Raw genomic sequence first — 19501 nt, 5'->3', positions numbered from 1 at the left:
CGTCCCGCCCGTCCAAAAAGGACGGGCGGGACGCCCATCCCACAATAATAATTAAAATTGTAAGTTATTTAATTGGCGATCCTAAGTATAAATATTTATTAATTTCTGTGATGATTCACTCTCTCGCCACTCAAGCAGCCTACGCTGCCCCTTGGGGGGTGCGGAATGTGGGTATTTACGGTCAGCCAAATATGGTAGCGACGCAGCCCTTCCGCTGTAGTGAGAACTGTTGCCGAAATAATCACTGTCTTCTTTTAACAGCCTGATGGTGGGAGTGGAACGAATAGAAGAAACCGGTGCATATTGAGATATTTGTGTCTCCAAATAAGGTTTTAGAGTCTCATCCGGGTGCCACTATGTCATGTTATCCCTTCCAATGCGACAGTGATGCAGGCGATCGCTCTCGGGGCGATCGCTCAAAACCGTTGCGCTTTAACCAACACGAGCCATTGACGCCGTTTCAGCACAAACTCTTGCAAAAAAGTCTGGAAATCAACTTACCCGAAATGTACCGCCAGCGCATCCAAATTATGTTGCTGGCTGCGGAGGGTAAAACTCAAACCCAAATCTGTGAAATTTTGGGATGTTCTCAAGGAACGGCGCGTCATTGGATTTTAATGGTACAGGCTGGTCAAGCTCACAACTGGAATGATAGCCCGATTGGCAGGCCTAAAACCGTAAATGACCAGTACCTAGAACGGTTGAAAGAACTGGCTAGCAATAGCCCGCAGGATTACGGTTACTCGTTCCGGCGCTGGACAGGACAGTGGTTGAGCAAGCATCTCGCTAAAGAATTCGGCATTGAACTGAGCGATCGCCACATCAATCGCTTGCTCAAAGATATGGGTTTATCCACGCGACCAAAAGCCGTGCCCGTACAGGATACCGCAGCCGAGGGAAAAAACCGCCTTGCGATCGGCGATCTAACAGAAACCTCTGTCTGGGAGTCCTCGGAATTTTTGCCTTTTAATCCCATTCGTTGAGAGTACAACTATGATTCTGAATCAATCTGAGCTATTGATTTCTAATGAGCTACTCGAAACAACATTTGGGCAATCATTTCTCGACAAAGAAATAAGTGAAATACGCCAAAAAATCAAAGTTATAGAGCCTCCGCCACTAAAACAATTTTGGAATTCGCAAAACGCTCAAAGTGGCATTTACATTATTGTTACAGGAAAAGTGCGGTTAACCTGCAGTCAGAATGATAGACCCCTTTCCTTGAAAGCAGGCGAATCATTTGGTGAGCTAACATTGTTTCCAGAAGAGTCCTTTGAATCTTACTCAGCCAAAGCTACGAGAGATGCACTAAAACTCTGTTTTATTTCTGGAGATAATGTTTTAAACCTCAGTCGCAAATATCCTAAAATCCGAGAGCATCTTCATGACCAGGCCGTTCTGCGAGATTCCTTACTCACAGGAACTGACGCTACCTTAGCCAAGGAAAACAAGAGTCAAAAAAACGCAGCTTTTCGGGATTATACATTACCAATCGAACCGAAAAACCAGAAAAAAATTAGTAAAGCTTACTTTCCCAGTCCCACATTGCAAGTGGGTCACTTGTGGCAGGGCATTACCCGCCGTTATCCCTTTTTTGCACAACAAAGTGCATCTGACTGTGGTGCTGCTTCCTTAGTAATGGTTGCTAGCTATTGGGGCAAGCGCTTTAGCGTTAATCGACTTCGGGATATGGCTAATGTCGATCGCAATGGTGCTTCTTTACGAGGTTTATCAGCAGCAGCAGAAAGTATCGGATTTTCTACCCGGCCCGTGAAAGCCAGTTTAGACCAATTGGCAAAACAAAATCTGCCTGCGATCGCCCATTGGGAAGGTAAGCACTACGTCGTAGTCTACGAAATCACCCGCAAGCACGTCATCGTAGGAGATCCAGCTATCGGTCAATCCACCCTTACTCACTCTCAATTTAAAGCTGGTTGGACTGGCTATACTTTGTTATTGCAGCCCACAGCTTTAATTAAAGAGGCTCAAGAATACAGTACCCCATTTTGGCAAATTTTTGAGTTAGCTAAACCGCACGGTCTTGTCTTGTTTGAAGTTTTTATAGCTTCGGTATTTATCCAAATTTTTGGATTGATTACGCCGCTATTCACTCAAATAATTTTGGATAATGTAGTCAAACGCCAAAGTGAGTTGACTTTAGCTGCATTTGGAATGGGGTTGCTAATTTTTAGCTTGTTCCGAGTTGCCATGACCGGGTTGCGGCAATATTTGCTAGACCAAACAGCCAATCGAGTCGATTTAGCCCTAATTGTTGGCTTTATTAGACATACCTTTCGTTTGCCTCTCAGCTTCTTTGAGTCGCGCTATGTTGGGGACATCATTTCCCGCGTTCAAGAAAACCATAAAATTCAACGCTTTCTTACTGGTGAAGCTTTATCTATACTACTGGATTTACTGACAGTTTTTATCTATGTAGGACTGATGTTATGGTATAGTTGGAAAATGGCCCTACTGGCATTACTAATTATTCCCCCCTTTGTTTTATTGGCTTTAATTGCTACCCCTTTCTTGCAAAAAACTTCCCGGGAGATATTTAATTCTTTGGTAGGGGAAAGCAGCTATCTAATTGAAGCACTCACGGGGGTTCGCACTGTTAAATCTTTAGCTGTTGAGCAAACTGTCCGCTGGCATTGGGAAGAACTACTCAATAAATCAGTGAAAAGCAACTTTGCCGGACAGGTGATTGGGAATAGACTCCAGATTTTCAGTGGTGCGATCGAGGCTGCAGTAACAACAGGTTTATTGTGGTTTGGTGCGGGGCAGGTAATTCAAGGTGAGCTTACACCGGGACAATTAGTTGCTTTTAATATGCTGCTGGGTAACGTTATTCGCCCGTTTCAGCGATTGACAGTGCTGTGGAATCAAGTGCAGGAAGTCGTAATTGCGATCGAGCGCATCCATGATGTAATCGAAACGGAACCAGAGGAAGATTTACAGCAACAATCTCGGCAATCTTTACCCCCTATTAATGGTAATATTTTCTTTGATAAAGTTACTTTCCGCTATCACCCAGAAAGCGAAGTTAATGTTTTAGAAAATCTTTGTCTTGAAGTAAAAGCCGGGCAAACTGTAGCCTTAGTTGGTCGTAGTGGTTCTGGAAAAACAACGATTTCTAAACTAATTTTGGGTCTTTATCCTGCTACGGATGGAAAAATTTTAATTGATGGTCACGATATAAACAGCATCTTGTTGCGATCGCTGCGTTCTCAAATAGGTGTAGTTGACCAAGATACCTTTTTATTTGGCGGTACAATTCGAGAAAATATTGCCATCGGACAACCATCAGCTAACCTAGAAGAAATTATCGAAGCAGCGCGACAAGCTGGGGCAGATTCGTTTATTAAAAAGCTGCCTATGGGGTACGAAACCCAAATAGGAGAAGGTGGAGGAATGTTATCGGGAGGACAGCGACAAAGAATTGCGATCGCTCGTGCTTTATTAGGGAATCCTCAACTGTTAGTTTTCGATGAAGCTACCAGCCACCTCGATGCTGAATCCGAGCGAATTATTCAGAATAATCTCATCAATATTCGCAAAAATCGCACCACCATAATTATCGCTCATCGCCTCTCAACAGTGCGTAATGCTGACTTAATTTTAGTATTAGATAAAGGCGTTTTGGTGGAAAAAGGAACTCACGAAGAGTTGATGGCTAAACGCGGACAATATTTCTATCTCAATCAGCAACAACTGGATGTTGCAGGGTAAAGATAGCCCAACACAAAAGTTACCCGACTTTTCCTTACATGGTCTGAAAATCACTATTAACTCTTGTCAAATATGCCCAACTCATCAAACTCATTTCCTCGCCCCGAGCTTAACTCCCACGCCTTAGAAACTTTATCGACTAAAAAAGATTTTTCTAACTCTACAAATGACCAAGTTATTCATACTGATGATTGGTCTTATGCTACCAAGGAATTACTCGATACTTTGCCCCAAACTTGGACGCGAGGCTTACTGTATTTTTTGGTAATTTTTATAGGTATCGTTTTACCTTGGTCAATGCTTTACAAGGTGGATGAAACAGGTTCTGCTAGAGGAAGGCTTGAACTTAAGGGAAATACCGTTAAGCGAGAAGCAGATATTCAAGGTAGCGTTGCAGTGGTTAAAGTGCGCGTCAAAGAAGGGGATGAGGTAAAAGCTAACCAGATTTTAGTAGAACTGGACTCTAAATCAATTCGTGATGAGATTCAACAAAATCAAATTAAGTTAGAAGGACAAATAAATCGGCTTAGCCAATTAGAAATCCAAAAAAATCAGTTTGGGGTTGCTATTGCTGCTCAACAGCAACAAAGTAAAGTTCAAGAATTGGAAAAACAAACACAAGTCGCTCAAGCAGAGCAGAATTTTGATACCCTCAAAACTGCTTACAACTTTCAAAAAGAAGAGAAAATCGCACAATTAGCACAAGCACAGCAGAGTTTTGATGCTTTGAAGGCTACTTACAACTTCCAAAAAGAAGAAAAACTTGCACAAGTTGCTCAAGCAAGGAAAAGCATTGAATCTAGCAAAGCTGCTTATAATTTAGCAGCAGTTCGTTTGGGGAAAGCTCAGGAAAAACTCCAACGCTATAAAATAGTTTTTGAGGAAGGGGCGATTTCAAAAGACCGACTTGCAGAAATAGTACAATCGGTAGAAGAAAACTATCAACAACGCCGACAAGCGCAATCAGATATTTCCCAAACAGAATCTCGTTTAACAGAACAACAAGGTAGTTATGAGAAGATTATTCACCAAGCTGAGTCTGAGATTAAACAAGCTGAACTGCGTCTAAAAGAGCAGCAGGGTAACTACCAGAGAATTATTCGCCAAGCTCAATCTGATATTGAGCAAGGTAAGCTACGTTTGGAAGAACAAAAACGCAGTTATCAAAGCTTGGTTCAATCTGGAACAATAGCTGTCTCAAAAATAGAACAGCAGCTTACTGATTTAAACACGCAAATTGCGGGTGTTCAATCAGAAATCGAACAAACAAAAAATCAGATTAGTTCTCTTAAAGAGCAGCTAAAAAAATATTTGATTCGTTCTGATTTTGACGGGACTATTTTTTCGCTTCCTATTACCCGAGAAGGTGCAGTAGTACAACCTAAACAATTGATTGCTGAGATTGCAAGGAAGGGTACTGGTCTGGTATTCAAGGGACAGATTCTTACTTCGGAAAGCGAGTCTTTACGCTCAGGCAATCAAGGGAAAGATGCCAATCTGAAATTTGATGAATATCCTTTTCAGGATTACGAAGTTGTGAAAGGCAAATTGAGTTGGGTATCCCCCAATTCTAAGATTACGGAAACAGCGCAAGGAAATGTAACTACTTATGATGTGGAAATTGAGTTGTCTCAGAGTTGTCTTCAGCCAAAGAGTAAGTGTATTCCTTTCAAATCGGGTCAACCAGCTACGGCTGAAATAATTATCCGTCAGCGTCGCCTGATTGACTTTATTCTTGACCCGTTTAAGAAGTTACAAAAAGGCGATTTAAAGCTATAATTCACCGGGTTATCTGCACATAATCGAATCAAATTTACCTTTTAGGAGAATGTCATGTCACAAGCTATTACTATTTCCGCTCAAGATATCCTTCAGCAAGTCAAGTTATCCTGCCAAATTCCTTCTATTGTGGAACAAATTGTTACTCGGAAGGTAGTAAAAGATGCTGCAGCGGAGGCGGGTATCAAAGTGGAGGATGAAGAATTACAGCAAGCCGCAGATCAGATTCGGTTAATTAGCAAACTGAAGACTGCTGATGAAACCTGGGAATGGTTGAATAAAAATTGTCTATCTTTAGATGATTTTGAGGAAATGGTTTATACAAATGTGATGTCTGGAAAATTGGCACAACATCTGTTTGGTGACAAGATTGAGCCTTGGTTTGTGGAACATCAATTGGATTATGCTGGTGCTGTGATTTATGAAGTGGTGCTAGATGATGAAGATTTAGCGATGGAACTGTTTTATGCTTTGCAAGAGGGAGAGATGAATTTTTTTGAAATTGCTCAACAATATATTGAGGATACTGAGTTACGTCGTTGTGGTGGATATCGGGGAGTTGTGGGGCGTACAGAGATGAAGCCGGAGATTTCTGCTGCTGTTTTTGCTGCTAAGGCGCCGCAGATTTTAAAGCCTATTGTGGGTGCTAAGGGGGTACATTTGATTTGGGTCGAGGAAGTGATTAAACCACAATTGGATGAAAAGTTGCGGTATCAGATTCTTTCTGATTTGTTTAAGCTGTGGGTGAAACAGCAAGTTGAAGAAGTGGAAGTTTTGGTCTATAAAGATAGATAAAAAATGCCTCTGGATGAGTCCAAAGGCATTGCACTACAGTCCTAGTACATAGTTCTGTTGCTGCAAGTTTTAGTTAAATCAATTTAGGCTTTCTCACTAATAAGAGGGAATTAGTGAATAAGCCTGGGTAGGGTAGGTTACCACGAGAAATTAATACCCACACCTATACTTCTACTATTCCCGGAAATGTTAAAGCTGCCTGCAAATGTCCAGCCACCACCTAACACGCCAAGCCCTTCCTCATTAGTTAGCTCATTGAGGTAGCTCTCTGAATCTAGCAACAGTTCAGAACCAGCAGTATGTAGGTCAGAAATTTTAATCGTAGCCATTGTAAATGTCCTCCTAGTTTAGGTTATTCAAGCAATCTTATACTTTTAATTGCTTGACTGTTATTACCTATTAAACTACTAAAAAATATGGTTGGCAACACTAACAAACTACTTGGGTAGACATAAAAGTGTTAATTATGTACTTTAAGTTTACAAAAAAAGTACAGCCTATAAGAGTTAATTAATATTAATGTATTTTTAATAGAGCCTGTTTCTCGGTAGAAGGGTTAAAATTAAACTAAATTTGTCTAAAAAGACATAATGGTGATATGTTTTCGCATTTGAGTATTCAAGAAAAATCCTACCCCTGAACTAAATCAGAGGTAGGCATTACACTCGCAAAGCTATCCTTTACTAGCTAACTCGTTAAGAAGTCAAAAGCTTGGTTATCTCATTAACGCATTTCAGAACCAATATCAGACCTGCTTTTTGTTTGTAACCAATTATGGAACAGCGATTCCAAAACTTGTTCCCTGACTTCGCTCAATTCAGCTGCAAACCACTTCTCAACTCTCAAAATGTGATAACCTAATTTTGTCTGAATCGGCCCAACTACTTTCCCTTCCTTCGCCTCAGCAACAGCCTTAGTAATCTCTGGTAGCAATTCTGCCAAAAAGCGAATCCCCACAAAGCCAGCATTTTGTTGCGACTGCTTACCCCTAGAGTGTTCCAAAGCTAATGCACAGAATGAAGCATTTTCCACCCGCAACGCTTGGGCGATTTTCAAAGCCTCTGTCAAATCGCGGACTAAAATCTGAGACAGAGCCATCCGCCGATAATCATCTCGGTTGGTTATATAATGACTATCTACCGTTTCTCCAAAAAGATGCTCTTTCAACTTCTGAGTCAGTAGCGATACTCGAATTCCTTGCGACCAATCCTCTACCCTAATTCGCTGTTTTCCCAGCCAAGCCAAGGTTTCAGATGCGCCCAGCAACTTGTGTTCCAAGCGAAAAGCATCCCCCGCTGCTTGCAATTCCTCATCAGTAAGCGTAATACCAAGCTGTTCGCAAACTGTCAAAATTAGAGTATCCCGTTCAGCTAGTGCTGCTATTTCAGCAAACTTGTAAGAATGACGCAGGTAGGCAACAACAGCATCATCAGTTGCTGGAGAAATTTCTGGTAACAACAATTTTTCCAAAGTTTCTTGCATGGGTTTATCCTGTGTAGTTGACAAAATTAACTAAGTATGAATTGATTTACCCTAAGTAAAGCTGTAGGCGATCGCCCTTAAGCGCAGTACAGCAATTGTTCCGGCGGCACTTCCTGGACTTTCAAACGGTTACGGTGCAAATCACCGTAAAGATTGAGATAATCCAATTCAGCAGAAGTTAACTTGCCTTTTTGGATACCTGCGATCGCAGCATCAACTTCTTCCCGACTTCGCAAACCAGTCAAACAGACATCCACGCAGTTTTGGCTCAAAGAATAGCGATACAAATCCGGCACAGAAGGTTGCCAACATCCCGCAGGTAAACCAGCCGGAATATCCCAAAGCGCACCGGAATGAGAACCTGTAGACTTAAAAGTAACTATCCCCGGTCGTTCTGAATCTTGCGTATCCAACTGATTGAAAATCTGACTTTGAGCGGAACGGTGAGCAACATTATGCCTTACCATTACTACATCTAACAGCGGACTGTGCAACCACTTTTGAGCCAAATTGATATCGTGGAACGACGCACCAATATAACGTACAGCCCCCATTTTTTTCAGGCGTTCGGAAGTACCAAACATCCTTTCGATCGTGCGCTGATAAACAGAATTTTTTCCTCTCAAATCCGGGGAAAGTTGCAAACAATCTTGTAAAGCTTGACCATCATTAGTGCCAATCCAACCCCAAAACAGCACATCAATGTAATCAATGCCCAGTTCTACAAATTGATCCAATAAAGCTGCGAGTGCTACTTCTGGACTTTTGATATAAGTCACCGTCGCTAGCACCACTTTCTCTCTTACTGATGAACGGCGACTACACAACTGTCGCAGCGCATTAGACATCGGACTGTAGATATAGTGGTGTAAGTCACTGGAATAAAAAAAGTAGTTAATTCCCCGATCGAAAGCGTGGAGAGTATCCTCGCTAGAAATACTACCACCACCGCCTAATCCCAGACAACTAACGGTTAAATCTGTTCGTCCGAGTTTACGGTAGAACGGCAAATCAGACTGTGGTAGTTTATCCCCTACGGGTTCGGTTATGTTTGAGGGGGGTATTGGTAAAGCAAGATCGGTTATTTTCATAAATCTAAAGGTGTGTAAATATCGTCAGAATTAGCATTGAGATAGGCACGCTGCCAGTCAATCCCCATTAGCGAGAAGTTGTGAAAAATAGCATTTATTCGCGCTTCTGGTAACTCATCTCCTTTGTGCCAAGCTTCTAATAAGCCGTTAGCCACTATTTGGCAACGGTTCATTCCGAAGCTTTCTCGATCTGTAAATTTGCTGTTTGGTTCTTCTGCTAAGCTTAAACCAGGCGCTAGCGGTTTGGTAAATAAGGGAGTTTCTGTTTGGAAATGGGCTTTTTCCTCGGCATAGACTGTTTGTAAAACGAGCCTGACTGCTTCATAACTACTTTTTTCAAAGTAGAGAACTCCTGAGTCATAGCGGCCGTACTCTCCTGGGTTGTATAACACTTTAAAAGTGAAGGGAAGCAAGATAGCGTTCAGCCGATGCGTCAGCTTACCCATTACTGCAACCGCACCTTCAGGGGTTAAGTTAAAGTAAACGCGCACTGTTTCCAAAGATTTGTCTGCATTATAACTTTGTGGCCCCACATTGCCTACTGCCATGTAAAATCCGTTTTGAACGAAATTTTTAGGCATCCGAATAGCTATATAATCACCAATTTCAGCTTTTTGTTGGCTTGCTTGAAGATGGCGATTGCGCTCGATATGTAAAGTCAAACCGCCTTTATTTACAGCTAAAGTATCATCAGTTTCTTGTCTGACTACAAACCAACCTGGATCGAAGTACCCTTCCCCATCGTTACTTTCGTGCAAGCGTTCATAAAAAGCTAAATCCACTCCCAGAATGCTGTTATTTTCTAAATTTTGATACAGGGACTTGGCATCTGAATTCGCATCTGTATCAAGGGCAGCTTTCAAGGAACCATTATAATGAATACCATACAGAAAGCTGCGAAGTTGCAGGTTGATATATCGATTTTGAACTTCTGTTGACATTTTTTTAAACCGATTGACGATTTCCAAAGGAAGTTCTAACGGTTTGTAATCGGGGTGGAGAATACAGAAATTAGGCTGAATCTGAATTTTGATGATGTCTTGCAGAGTATCTAGCACTCTGTTTTCAGGAAAACTTTGTTGTTGAGTGGGGGGAGAATCTATTAGTTGCATGTTGACTTTAATGACGAGAGAATATTTTAAGCAGCTTGGGTGACTTGAGTTAGGCTAGCAGCAGCATTGCCGAAAACAGTTGGCATTGATTCTTCGGGACGACATAGCAAACTTTTGGCAACTTGGAGCATACAAATTCCCATATTGCCAAAAGATTTTTGATATTGAATCATGGCTTGAATTTGTTGAATTAATGCTAAACCAGCGAATTGGATAACGTGCTTTAAGAAGTCGGGGCGCTCTTCAATTATTTCTGGGAAGGTATTAAAATAAGCTACAGTCAAGGCACTAATGGAAGGCTGAATCTGTTCGAGGGGAGTTGCAGCTAATCGTAACGATTCTTCGATGGTGAGTGTTTGACTGATAACTAAGCTATTTAACCAAATTAGCAAATAGCTGGCGATTAAGGTTCCTAAATCAAAAGCGGGTTCTCCCCAAGCAGAGCGTTCCCAATCAATTAGTCGGACAATGTTGTGGTTAGATTGTGGCCAATCTTCGTGAAGGAGAATGTTGTTTAGTTTCAGGTCGTTGTGAGTTAAGCAACAAGGCTTGTAAGCAGTAGAAAGTTCTGCTATTGCTTGTGCAAGGCTTTCGTAGCGTTGGTAAAGAACAAAGAATTTTAGACCATCTTGGGGAACTAAACCGAAGATTTCTGGAGTAATTCGTTCTAAACTGCGAATTATGTTAGGAACTTGGTCTTTTAGTTCAGTCTCAGTATCTTGGGAAAAGAAATCTTGATAATTTTGATGGTTGTAAGTTGAGTGATGGATTGTGGCTATAATAGTGCCCAGCGAAGATGCGATCGCACTCGGAAAAACATTCTCTTTAGCATAGAAATCAGCTAAATCGCGATAGTCATCTAGATACTGGGAAACCATGATAGAATTTTCCCTATCAAAATGTAACACGACTGGCAAAAATCCACGGAAGTTTCCCAGTTCGGGAAACAGATGCAAAAACTCTTGGATTCGCCATTCATTCAAAAATTCGCCAGCCGTTTTTCCATCAGAGGTATAACGTTCCTGCTTCACCAGGTATTTATGACCGTTAGGGAGAGTTACTAACAAATTAAAATTTTTAGCGGGGATTGAATCAATCTGAACCAGGTCTTGGTCTGCATCAGTACAGAGAGCTAAGCCTCTCAAATAATTGGCAACGTTGTGGGAACTTAAAAGAAGTGCCATAATTTAAGGATATACAAAGAATTTATCGCAACAGGGAATTGTTGTGGTTTTTAACATCTTAGACAATTAGAGTAATTTTGTATCCTAGCTTGAGGTGATTTTCTAGCTAAAATATTCAAAATTATGTCTGCAAATTTATGCAAATTGTTCGAGAGCCGATTTCAGGGTGCAAGAAATTATCAAATATTGAAGCTAGCAATAGCGATCGCATTTGAGCAAGTAGATGAGCAATACCTTTGGAATGGGTTTACTGACTGCTGTTATAACACCTCATTTATATGAGACAAGTTCTCTATAGGAGAAAGATTATATGTAGAATCATGCTTCTCGCTCCCAAAACACAACACACCCCAAAGAATTTTTACCCACCTGCCACCTAAGACATAAGCAACCAAAGTACGGACGATCGTTCAAAAGTTTGAAAAGCCATCTCCCTTTTTCGGCACGCTATATATAGCGTGCCTGTATAAGTCCTGTGAGAGAGCAATTGTTGGAACTAGCTTTCCAACAACTTTTCCCCACTGCTATAAGATGAGGTTCAGGGTTTCATTAATCTTCCAATGGGAAATATTCTTCCGAAGGGAATTATTCTTCCGAAGGGAAGTATTTTACCACCCTTGACTTCACCTGCTTGCTCCTCAGACAATAACTCTTCTGCTTGGTTGCGTCGTGCTTCTGCATTAACCACAGCTTCAGCAATCAAATCGTTAATTTCAAGTTGACTCGGTTTTTTTCTGGAATTAGCGTCCATTTTTACTTGTCTCCTCAATTAATTGTGCTTGAATATTTTTCAGCGAAGTATGGCTTATTGATAACTTTCAGGTTAACGTAATTTAATTAATGATTCCAAGTATTTTTAGTTTATTTTGAGACCAAAATAAGCTAATTATGTCTAAAAAAATATAGTTGTTAAAGAAATCAGCTTTCCAGCTTGGGTTGCAATATACGAGCTATTTTAATCATGCTCAAAAGCTCTAAATAGAGCTTTTACTTAATTTTTTTACTTAAAAGCCCTTCGATATTTATTTAAAGGGCTTTGTTTATTCAGCTATTTAGCTGAAATTAGTTCCGGCAATATTCTGACTAATATTGCTTGGAAATTCGATGGGATGAATTATTATTCCACATATGATTGGAGGGAATGATCTTCTTCCCAATGTGGTTGGAAATATGGGTCTTCCACCTTTGACTGCGGCTGCTTGCTCGTCAGACAATAACTCTTCTGCTTGGTTGCGTCGTGCTTCTGCATTAACAACAGCTTCCGCAATCAAATCGTTAATTTCAAGTTGACTTGGTTTTTTTCTTGAATTAGCGTCCATTCTTACTTTTCTCCTCTTTAATTGTGTTTGAACGTTTTTAAGCTAGCTATGGCTTATTGATAACTTACAGATTAACCTAATTTCACTAATAATTCCAAGTATTTTTAGTGGTTTTTTAAGACAAAAACAAAGTAATTATGTCTCAATAAAAAAGGGCTGTTAAATAAAGTAGTTATACTTTATTTAATTTTTGTAAGATTTTGCCATTAAAGTATTTGCATCTATACAAAGCTGTTGAATATCCCATAAATGACCATTTCATAAAAAGACATAATTAAAGTATTTAAATCTGAACTTTTTTTCCCGCACATTGAATTATTATTAGAACTTGTGGCAACCTTTAATCAGAACTGCTGAATGTTCTGTTTTCGGCTTTCTACTGCCTTTAAGTTTCATTCAAAGGAATAATATATGTCTGTAAATTTGTTTGAAAGACTGAAAGAATTTTTGGTAAGGTTGGTTAAAGATCAATCCTTCCGCACTGAACTTGATAACGGCACAGTTGAGGAACGTCAGCAAATATTAAAATCGGCTGGCTACATTTTTTCAAAAGAAGAATTTGAAACTGCTGCTCTCCATATATTAGAGTCAAAAGAGCGGGGCGAATTCACTGAACTCACTGAAGAGGAATTAGCTGGAGTTCTCGGGGGATTTGTTGGCGCAAAAGCTCTAATTCCTCAATTCACCATAGACAGCGCGATCTCGCAAGCGCCATACGGAACAGTTACCGCAAGCAACGAATAATTACATTTTTCATTTGTCGCTTTGAGGATGACAAGCGCAATCGCTATATTTTAAGAAAGTATTTGTTGCCACACCGAAGTTAATTCCTCAAGCGGCGAAGATTTAAACTAGGAGTTTACTAATAAAAAATTTACTTTCTTTCACTCTAACAGATTCAACCATTTAAATTAAGAGGACATTACGCCTGGCTAGTATCACTATATCTGACGTGAAGCGTGCGGGGTCTGAATTGTTTGAACGAGTCAGAGTTTTCTGACTGACTTAACGGATTAGTTGTTTAATATCCCATAAATTACAATTTTAAAAAAAGACATAATTAAACTATTTAAGTCTGAATTGTTTTTTCAGCATATTGACTTATTCTTCCAACTCTTGGCAAACTATAGTCAGAACTGCTGAATGTTTTGTTTTCAGCTTTCTCCTGCTTTTTAGTTTGATTCAAAGGAGGAATATATGTCTGTAAATTTGTTTGAAAGACTGAAAGAATTATTGGTAAGATTGGTTAAAGACCAATCCTTCCGCACTCAACTTGATAACGGCACAGTTGAGGAACGTCAGGAAGTATTGAAATCATCTGGCTACATTTTTTCAAAAGAAGAATTTGAAACTGCTGCTCTCCATGTATTAGAGTCAAAAGAGCGGGGTGAATTCGCTGAACTCACTGAAGAGGAATTAGCTGGAGTCCTCGGGGGATTTATTGGCGGAAGGTATCGAACTATTCAAGCCGTATACGGCGCGGTCTCGTGGCCACGAACCGCCTCGTTGACACCAACAGACTCGTTTGCCCAACCGATATACGGAGTAATTATCGAACCCGACTAATAATTACATTTTTCATCTGTCGCTTTGAGGATGGCAAGCGCGATCGCTATCTTTTAAGCAAGTATTTGTTGCCACACCGAAATTTATTCCTCAAGCGGCAACGATTTAAACTAGGAGCTTACTATAGCAATCCTAAATCAGTTTCAATAACTGGTTAACTTTTAACTTCCAGGCAGAGCCTGGGAACCGATGTCCAGAGGCTCTGCCTCGGCCTAGACTGTGGAGGCAGAGCCTCCGGATCTGCGTTACCAGGCAGAGCCTGGTAACGAGTATAACGAGTATAATCATTTAGGATTGCTATAATGATAAATTTACTTTCTTTCACTCTAACAGATTCAATCATTTAAGTTAAGAGGAAATTACCCCGGGCTAGCCTCATTATATGTGACGCAAAGCTTGCGGATCCGGAATTCTGTTAAGGAGTGAGAGCTTCCTAACCGACCTAACATATTACAAGCAATTGTATACCGCAGGTGGTTTTATTAGCATTAGTAGAATTAGCGTTGTCAGAGTTCTCCGAACTGAAAATATTTACTCCGTCTCTATTTCTTTTGTGTTCTGAGGCTAAATAAAAATGGAGACCTAAGGTTTTGAGTCTGTCTCCCACAGGATAAGAAATTAACTTAACCCATTTATCTCAAAAAAAACTAAAGGTTTTTATGACATACCGTCGCACGAGTTACGCTGTTTGGGAAATTACTCTAAAGTGCAATTTGGCTTGTAATCACTGCGGTTCGCGAGCCGGACACGCACGCACCACAGAGCTTACTACAGAAGAGGCCTTTGACCTCGTTCGGCAGATGGCAGAAGTCGGCATTAAAGAAGTTACATTGATTGGTGGCGAAGCATTTATGCGTCCAGATTGGCTGCAAATTGCTGAAGCGATTAATCAAGCGGGGATGCTTTGCAGCATGACGACTGGAGGTTATGGCATCTCGCTGGAAACAGCACGTAGAATGAAAGAAGCAGGCATTGCCACCGTCTCGGTTTCCATTGATGGCAAGGAGGAAACGCACGATCGCTTGCGCGGACGGCAAGGCTCTTGGAAATATGCGTTTAAAACGATGAGCCATCTCAAAGAAGCCGGCATAAAATTCGGTTGTAACACCCAAATTAACCGCCTGTCAGCGCCAGAATTTCCTTGCATCTACGAACATATTCGCGACGCCGGAGCGATCGCTTGGCAAATTCAACTAACCGTGCCGATGGGTAATGCGGCAGACAACGCCCATATTCTCCTGCAACCCTGCGAACTACTGGATATTTATCCTATGCTAGCCCGCGTAGCTCGTCGGGCAAAGCGCGAGGGTGTTCAAATCCAGCCCGGTAATAACATCGGTTATTATGGCCCTGACGAACGGTTTTTGCGGGGACGCGGTGACGAAAACGAGTGGGCATTTTGGCAAGGCTGTTCTGCGGGACTTTCTACTTTAGGAATTGAGGCAGATGGTGCGATTAAAGGCTGTCCCTCTTTACCCACATCAGCTTATACTGGTGGCAATATCAGAGACCATTCACTCCGTAAAATTGTTGAAGAAACTGACGAGTTGCGTTTCAATTTAGGAGCGGGAACGCCTCAAGGAACAGCGCATTTATGGGGCTTTTGTAAAACCTGTGAGTTTGCGGAGCTTTGCCGGGGAGGCTGTACTTGGACTGCCCATGTTTTCTTTAACCGTCGCGGAAATAATCCTTACTGCCACCATCGGGCGATCGTACAGGCAGAAGAGGGAATTCGGGAGCGCGTTTCTCCTAAAGTTTCCGCGCCAGGCCTGCCGTTTGATAATGGTGAATTTCAACTAATTGAAGAGGCTCTTGATGCTCCTTGGGTGGAAAATGACCCGCTTCATTTTACAAGCGATCGCATCCAATGGCCGGCAACTTGGGCGGATGAACAGGAACCCTCCGAATCCCCATTAGTTAAAGTTTAATCAATTGCAGTTGTAAGGATGTATAAGTTATGACAGAAAATCTCAATTCCTTCAATGATAATTCTCCAATTACTATCCTTCCGCGCAGGGCATGGAGCAGCGAGTTAGCTTTTTTAAAAGCTATGTTAAAAGCCAAACAAGCTTTAGATAAAAAAGAAAAAGCTTTGGGCACAAACTAAATTCTAATCTTTACAGATTAGCTAGGCTTTCTAAATAGAGTATAGTAAAAGCCCTCTAATTAATCATCAGAGGGCTTTTACTATGCAGTTGATTGAATTGATTAAACAGTCCTAGGTGTCGCTACCTCAAGTAATTGTTCAGATTGAATGTAGTTATCTGTAATAATTTGCGGACAGCGCATACACGCTGCTTTACCTTCTTGCTGCCACCACCGACACTCGCGACGGATAGGGCAAGGTGGTAAATTCTCCGACACTGCATCCATTTGGTTTGCAACTCGCGTTGCTAGACCACAATTTGCGCCATCAAAATGCTGGCAACCTGTCTTCGCACATGGAGCCGCAATCCGAAACACTTCTGTTGGCGTAACGGACCCGCTCAAAGCAACGAGTTCGTCAGTTAGAGGCTGAACTTGTTTAAGATAAGCGACTTGAGGGTTTTCTACTGTGCCAGCAATTACCCCAAATACTGCACTATTCCCGACTTCAGCTCGCGCACTGGGGCAAAGGGTTGTAGAACTATTAACATCGATTTCTTCCATTAGACCTCTCCGAAAATTTCCCAGCTTTTCATGTAAGCAGTTTCTAGCAATTTAAGACGGAATGCTAAATCACCACAAACTAACCAAGTGATAAGGCTTTAAAGAGTAGTTGATAAAAATCCGTCTATTCAATCAACTATTTTAATTGATTTTTTTTCCCAATCCTCGACTGCTGCAAAAACTCTTGAATTCGCCATTAAGTCAAAAATTCGCCAGCATTTTTTCCATCAGAGTCATAAGGTTCCTGCTTCACAAGGTATTTATGACCGTTAGGGAGAGTTACTAACAAATTAAAATTTTTAGCGGGGATTGAATCAATCTGAACTTTGTCTTGGTCTGCATCAGTACACAGAGCTAAGCCTTTCAAATAATTGGCAACGTTGTGGGAACTTAAAAGAAGTGCCATAATTTAAGGATATACAAAGAATTTATCGCAACAGGGAATTGTTGTGGTTTTTAACATCTTAGACAATTAGAGTAATTTTGTATCCTAGTTTGAGGTTATTTTCTAGCTAAAATATTCAAAATTATGTCTGCGAATTTATGCAAATTGCTCAAGAGCAGATCGCACTCCCGAACCAAAGGGCGATCGAGCTAGCCAACAACCAGAGCCGATCGCACTCCCGAAGCTCGCGGGCGATCGCAGCCCAGTTGTGGGACAATGCAATGGCAAAGGCAACCAGCCAGCTCTTCTGAAACAGCCTGTGAGGTATAGCGCCCCACTTTTTGAGAAATAGACTGAGAAGCTCGCCTGCAGTAAATTCAACTCAAGGAGTTATGTCTCAAGAGTTAGACACCAACTTCACTTTCAGCCGCAGCCCAGGGGGAAACAACAGATGCACTGCTAGTCTCTTGCTCAAAGAGAATGTTGCATCCCCGACTCAGAGTGCCCCGCATAATTGCCGACAGGCGGTGTCAATAAGTTAGTAGTACGCTTTCTAAAGTTTTCTGACAGCCTCCATGCTCAAGCCATTTGCACCCCTCCTCAACTGCCGCTCAACAACATCTCCAACCTCGTACTGGCGAACAACCGGAGATCGCATATCTACCTAGGCTGAGACATTGCTTTGGACAAGGCGAGTCGAGCTTAAACTAAAAAATCCCGTCTCAATTTTTCCTTTATTGTTCTTGGAGAATCGGCTAAGATGCCCAACCCTTTTAACCAGGAAATTATTCCCAGACTGCCTGAGCGGCGAGACAACGCCGAGAATTTTTTTACCTATCTCATACTGGCAACCCGCAATCGTCGCCCTGTCATTCAGTGGCAAAATCATGCTGAACTTAAACGGAACTTTGAGTTATACCAAAAATGCAACCAGGCGTTTTCACAGTTGTGTAGCCAGCCTAATCAAACTAAAAATATAGCTGAATTTTGGCGGCAGATAGCGATCGATCCATCACTGAGTGTCCAAGACTGGGAGCCAGAAAATAGAAAAACGCTAGCTTTGCAACACTTGGCTAGTTACTTTGAAAAAGACTGCTACTACGCAGCTATAGAAGTAGGGTCAAAGTCAAGCGATTGCTTTTGGGAGGAGTATCTCTACTGCGCCAGGGTTTTTATTTGTAATTACGAAGATTTTATTAAGCTGTTACAGTCTTATAACGTTTCTTATCAGGCTTCTTTAGATACCTACGTTCAGCAAAGTTTGATCAAAACCATCCAGGCATCTATCAGTAAGTTCTCGCGGTGGCGGTTGCTAACTCACGAAAGTGATAAATATCTCCGGGAAGCCCTACAAAGAGCTGGAAATCAAGAACCTAACATTTCTCAATTTATATTTGCACGAAAATATTTTAAACAAGTTTATCGCTTTAATAAGGTTAATAATCCCGCAATTCGGAAACCAGGGCAAAAATGGCCGAATCCTGACAGCGAAGACTTTCAGGCAGCGGCGGAGTGTTACAATGCTGAAAAGTATCTGCCTTCAGCACCCCATGAAGTTTCGGCAGGTTTAAGCATTAACGGAGAGCAAATGCAAGCTTGGATGAAAATCTGCATTGCTGCCTTACAAAATTATCCCAAATCCATCAAGCCTCAATACTCTATAGAAGCACTTCAAGAACAAGGTTATGAAGGATTCTTGGATAAGTCACAGCTAGAAAATGCCAATATAGCAAAAACCAAAAATTCTGGCACAGCAATAAGAGGATTACTTAACCGAACTGACTCTGCTCTTCGCAAACAGCTAGAAAGCCTCAAACCTGACCAGCACAAAATTCTTTTACTTTATTACGGTGCTGGATTCAAACAAAAGCAACTAGCTATTCACTTAAATTTGAATCAGTCATCCATTTCTAGACGACTTGATGCTATTAATATTCAACTCCTACAAGCTATGGTAGAAATATCCCAGCCCCATCAATGGGTTACCGATTATGTATTTGAATGGCTACATAAAAATTTTCGCGCTCCCCTGCACTCAGATTTAATTCAAGTCGCTTTAGTTCAAGCAATTAAAGAACTTGAATCTGAAGAACAAGAGGTTTTACGCCTCCGGTACGGTCAGCAGGTAGCGGAAGAAAAAATCGCTACTGAGTTGGGCATGGATTTGTTAGCGGTCAGTGCCATAATATCTCAAGCTCAGCAGAAATTACAGGCAAATTTAATCAAGGTACTGAATACTTGGGTGAAGGAGTATGTGGAAACATGGCTAGTGAAGTTTTATCAAGCTCAAATTTCAGCTACTGGTCGAGCTCTGAATTTATCTGTAACAGGTAAAGATACCCCCCAAATTATTGAGAGTATCGTTCAAGAATGCTTGCAAACTTTGATGAGTTGTAAAAAAGGAGAATAA

The 19501-nt window shown here is 41.2% G+C and carries 20 protein-coding genes; 11 read left to right on the top strand and 9 right to left on the bottom strand.

The features are described 5' to 3' along the window. The 5 genes from QUB56_RS20750 to QUB56_RS20730 form a co-directional block, all read left to right on the top strand. Positions 1 to 266: hypothetical protein (locus tag QUB56_RS20750; RefSeq protein ID WP_332957728.1), on the top strand; the 266-nt coding region annotated here is incomplete at its 5' end. Between the two features lie 90 nt (positions 267 to 356). Next, positions 357 to 983 (top strand): helix-turn-helix domain-containing protein, encoded by a 627-nt coding sequence (locus QUB56_RS20745; RefSeq protein WP_332957727.1) that lies wholly within the window; start codon positions 357 to 359, stop codon positions 981 to 983. A gap of 10 nt (positions 984 to 993) precedes the next feature. Beyond that, positions 994 to 3729 carry a peptidase domain-containing ABC transporter gene (locus QUB56_RS20740; RefSeq protein ID WP_332957726.1) on the top strand — a complete coding sequence of 912 codons (2736 nt, stop codon included), beginning with the start codon at positions 994 to 996 and terminating at the stop codon, positions 3727 to 3729. Positions 3730 to 3990: 261 nt separating this feature from the next. Further along, positions 3991 to 5508, top strand: a complete 1518-nt coding sequence (locus tag QUB56_RS20735) for an HlyD family efflux transporter periplasmic adaptor subunit (RefSeq protein WP_332957725.1) — start codon at positions 3991 to 3993, stop codon at positions 5506 to 5508. A gap of 54 nt (positions 5509 to 5562) precedes the next feature. Beyond that, a complete protein-coding gene (locus tag QUB56_RS20730) occupies positions 5563 to 6303 on the top strand; it encodes a peptidylprolyl isomerase (protein ID WP_332957723.1) in 741 nt (246 codons plus the stop codon). A 137-nt stretch (positions 6304 to 6440) separates the two neighbouring features. Here QUB56_RS20730 and QUB56_RS20725 read toward each other — a convergent pair whose 3' ends face one another. The 7 genes from QUB56_RS20725 to QUB56_RS20695 form a co-directional block, all read right to left on the bottom strand. After that, on the bottom strand, positions 6441 to 6632 hold the full coding sequence (locus QUB56_RS20725) for a hypothetical protein (protein ID WP_332957722.1): 192 nt from the start codon (positions 6630 to 6632) through the stop codon (positions 6441 to 6443). A gap of 394 nt (positions 6633 to 7026) precedes the next feature. Beyond that, positions 7027 to 7785: a peptidylprolyl isomerase gene (locus QUB56_RS20720; protein WP_332957720.1), complete on the bottom strand. Its 759-nt coding sequence runs from the start codon at positions 7783 to 7785 to the stop codon at positions 7027 to 7029. Between the two features lie 77 nt (positions 7786 to 7862). Next, positions 7863 to 8876: an aldo/keto reductase gene (locus QUB56_RS20715; protein ID WP_332957719.1), complete on the bottom strand. Its 1014-nt coding sequence runs from the start codon at positions 8874 to 8876 to the stop codon at positions 7863 to 7865. Next, complete coding sequence (locus QUB56_RS20710; RefSeq protein WP_332957716.1) at positions 8873 to 9988, bottom strand: T3SS effector HopA1 family protein; 1116 nt, start codon at positions 9986 to 9988, stop codon at positions 8873 to 8875. Before QUB56_RS20710 ends, QUB56_RS20715 begins: the two co-directional genes overlap by 4 nt. Before the next feature lie 26 nt (positions 9989 to 10014). Then, entirely contained in the window at positions 10015 to 11172 is a 1158-nt protein-coding gene (locus QUB56_RS20705; protein WP_332957714.1) for a phosphotransferase, read from the bottom strand. 538 nt (positions 11173 to 11710) lie between these two features. After that, complete coding sequence (locus QUB56_RS20700) at positions 11711 to 11923, bottom strand: hypothetical protein (RefSeq protein WP_332957712.1); 213 nt, start codon at positions 11921 to 11923, stop codon at positions 11711 to 11713. A 301-nt stretch (positions 11924 to 12224) separates the two neighbouring features. Next, positions 12225 to 12491 (bottom strand): hypothetical protein, encoded by a 267-nt coding sequence (locus tag QUB56_RS20695; protein WP_332957710.1) that lies wholly within the window; start codon positions 12489 to 12491, stop codon positions 12225 to 12227. A 411-nt stretch (positions 12492 to 12902) separates the two neighbouring features. Here QUB56_RS20695 and QUB56_RS20690 point away from each other — a divergent pair, with 411 nt between their 5' ends. The 4 genes from QUB56_RS20690 to QUB56_RS20675 all read left to right on the top strand — a co-directional run bounded on the left by QUB56_RS20690 (position 12903) and on the right by QUB56_RS20675 (position 16164). After that, the gene (locus QUB56_RS20690; protein WP_332957709.1) at positions 12903 to 13235 is read left to right on the top strand and encodes a Nif11-like leader peptide family natural product precursor; all 333 of its coding nucleotides are present in this window, start codon (positions 12903 to 12905) and stop codon (positions 13233 to 13235) included. Positions 13236 to 13688: 453 nt separating this feature from the next. After that, positions 13689 to 14057 carry a Nif11 family protein gene (locus tag QUB56_RS20685; protein ID WP_332957708.1) on the top strand — a complete coding sequence of 123 codons (369 nt, stop codon included), beginning with the start codon at positions 13689 to 13691 and terminating at the stop codon, positions 14055 to 14057. Positions 14058 to 14716: 659 nt separating this feature from the next. Next, positions 14717 to 15985 (top strand): nif11-class peptide radical SAM maturase 3, encoded by a 1269-nt coding sequence (locus QUB56_RS20680; RefSeq protein ID WP_332957706.1) that lies wholly within the window; start codon positions 14717 to 14719, stop codon positions 15983 to 15985. 29 nt (positions 15986 to 16014) lie between these two features. After that, complete coding sequence (locus QUB56_RS20675) at positions 16015 to 16164, top strand: hypothetical protein (RefSeq protein ID WP_332957705.1); 150 nt, start codon at positions 16015 to 16017, stop codon at positions 16162 to 16164. A gap of 101 nt (positions 16165 to 16265) precedes the next feature. Here the strand turns inward: QUB56_RS20675 and QUB56_RS20670 are convergent, their stop codons facing one another. Both QUB56_RS20670 and QUB56_RS20665 read right to left on the bottom strand, forming a co-directional pair. Continuing rightward, positions 16266 to 16706 (bottom strand): nitrogen fixation protein, encoded by a 441-nt coding sequence (locus tag QUB56_RS20670; RefSeq protein ID WP_332957704.1) that lies wholly within the window; start codon positions 16704 to 16706, stop codon positions 16266 to 16268. Positions 16707 to 16902: 196 nt separating this feature from the next. Then, the gene (locus QUB56_RS20665) at positions 16903 to 17112 is read right to left on the bottom strand and encodes a hypothetical protein (RefSeq protein ID WP_332957703.1); all 210 of its coding nucleotides are present in this window, start codon (positions 17110 to 17112) and stop codon (positions 16903 to 16905) included. A gap of 137 nt (positions 17113 to 17249) precedes the next feature. On the opposite strand from QUB56_RS20665, the gene QUB56_RS20660 reads away from it, so the two are divergent. Both QUB56_RS20660 and QUB56_RS20655 read left to right on the top strand, forming a co-directional pair. Then, positions 17250 to 17402, top strand: coding sequence for a hypothetical protein (locus QUB56_RS20660; protein WP_332957702.1), 153 nt, complete (start codon positions 17250 to 17252; stop codon positions 17400 to 17402). A gap of 449 nt (positions 17403 to 17851) precedes the next feature. Further along, the gene (locus tag QUB56_RS20655; RefSeq protein WP_332957699.1) at positions 17852 to 19501 is read left to right on the top strand and encodes a sigma factor-like helix-turn-helix DNA-binding protein; all 1650 of its coding nucleotides are present in this window, start codon (positions 17852 to 17854) and stop codon (positions 19499 to 19501) included.

This window comes from Microcoleus sp. AR_TQ3_B6 (assembly GCF_036702785.1).
GTDB lineage: Bacteria > Cyanobacteriota > Cyanobacteriia > Cyanobacteriales > Microcoleaceae > Microcoleus.
This window is presented reverse-complemented; position numbering and strand designations above follow the sequence as displayed.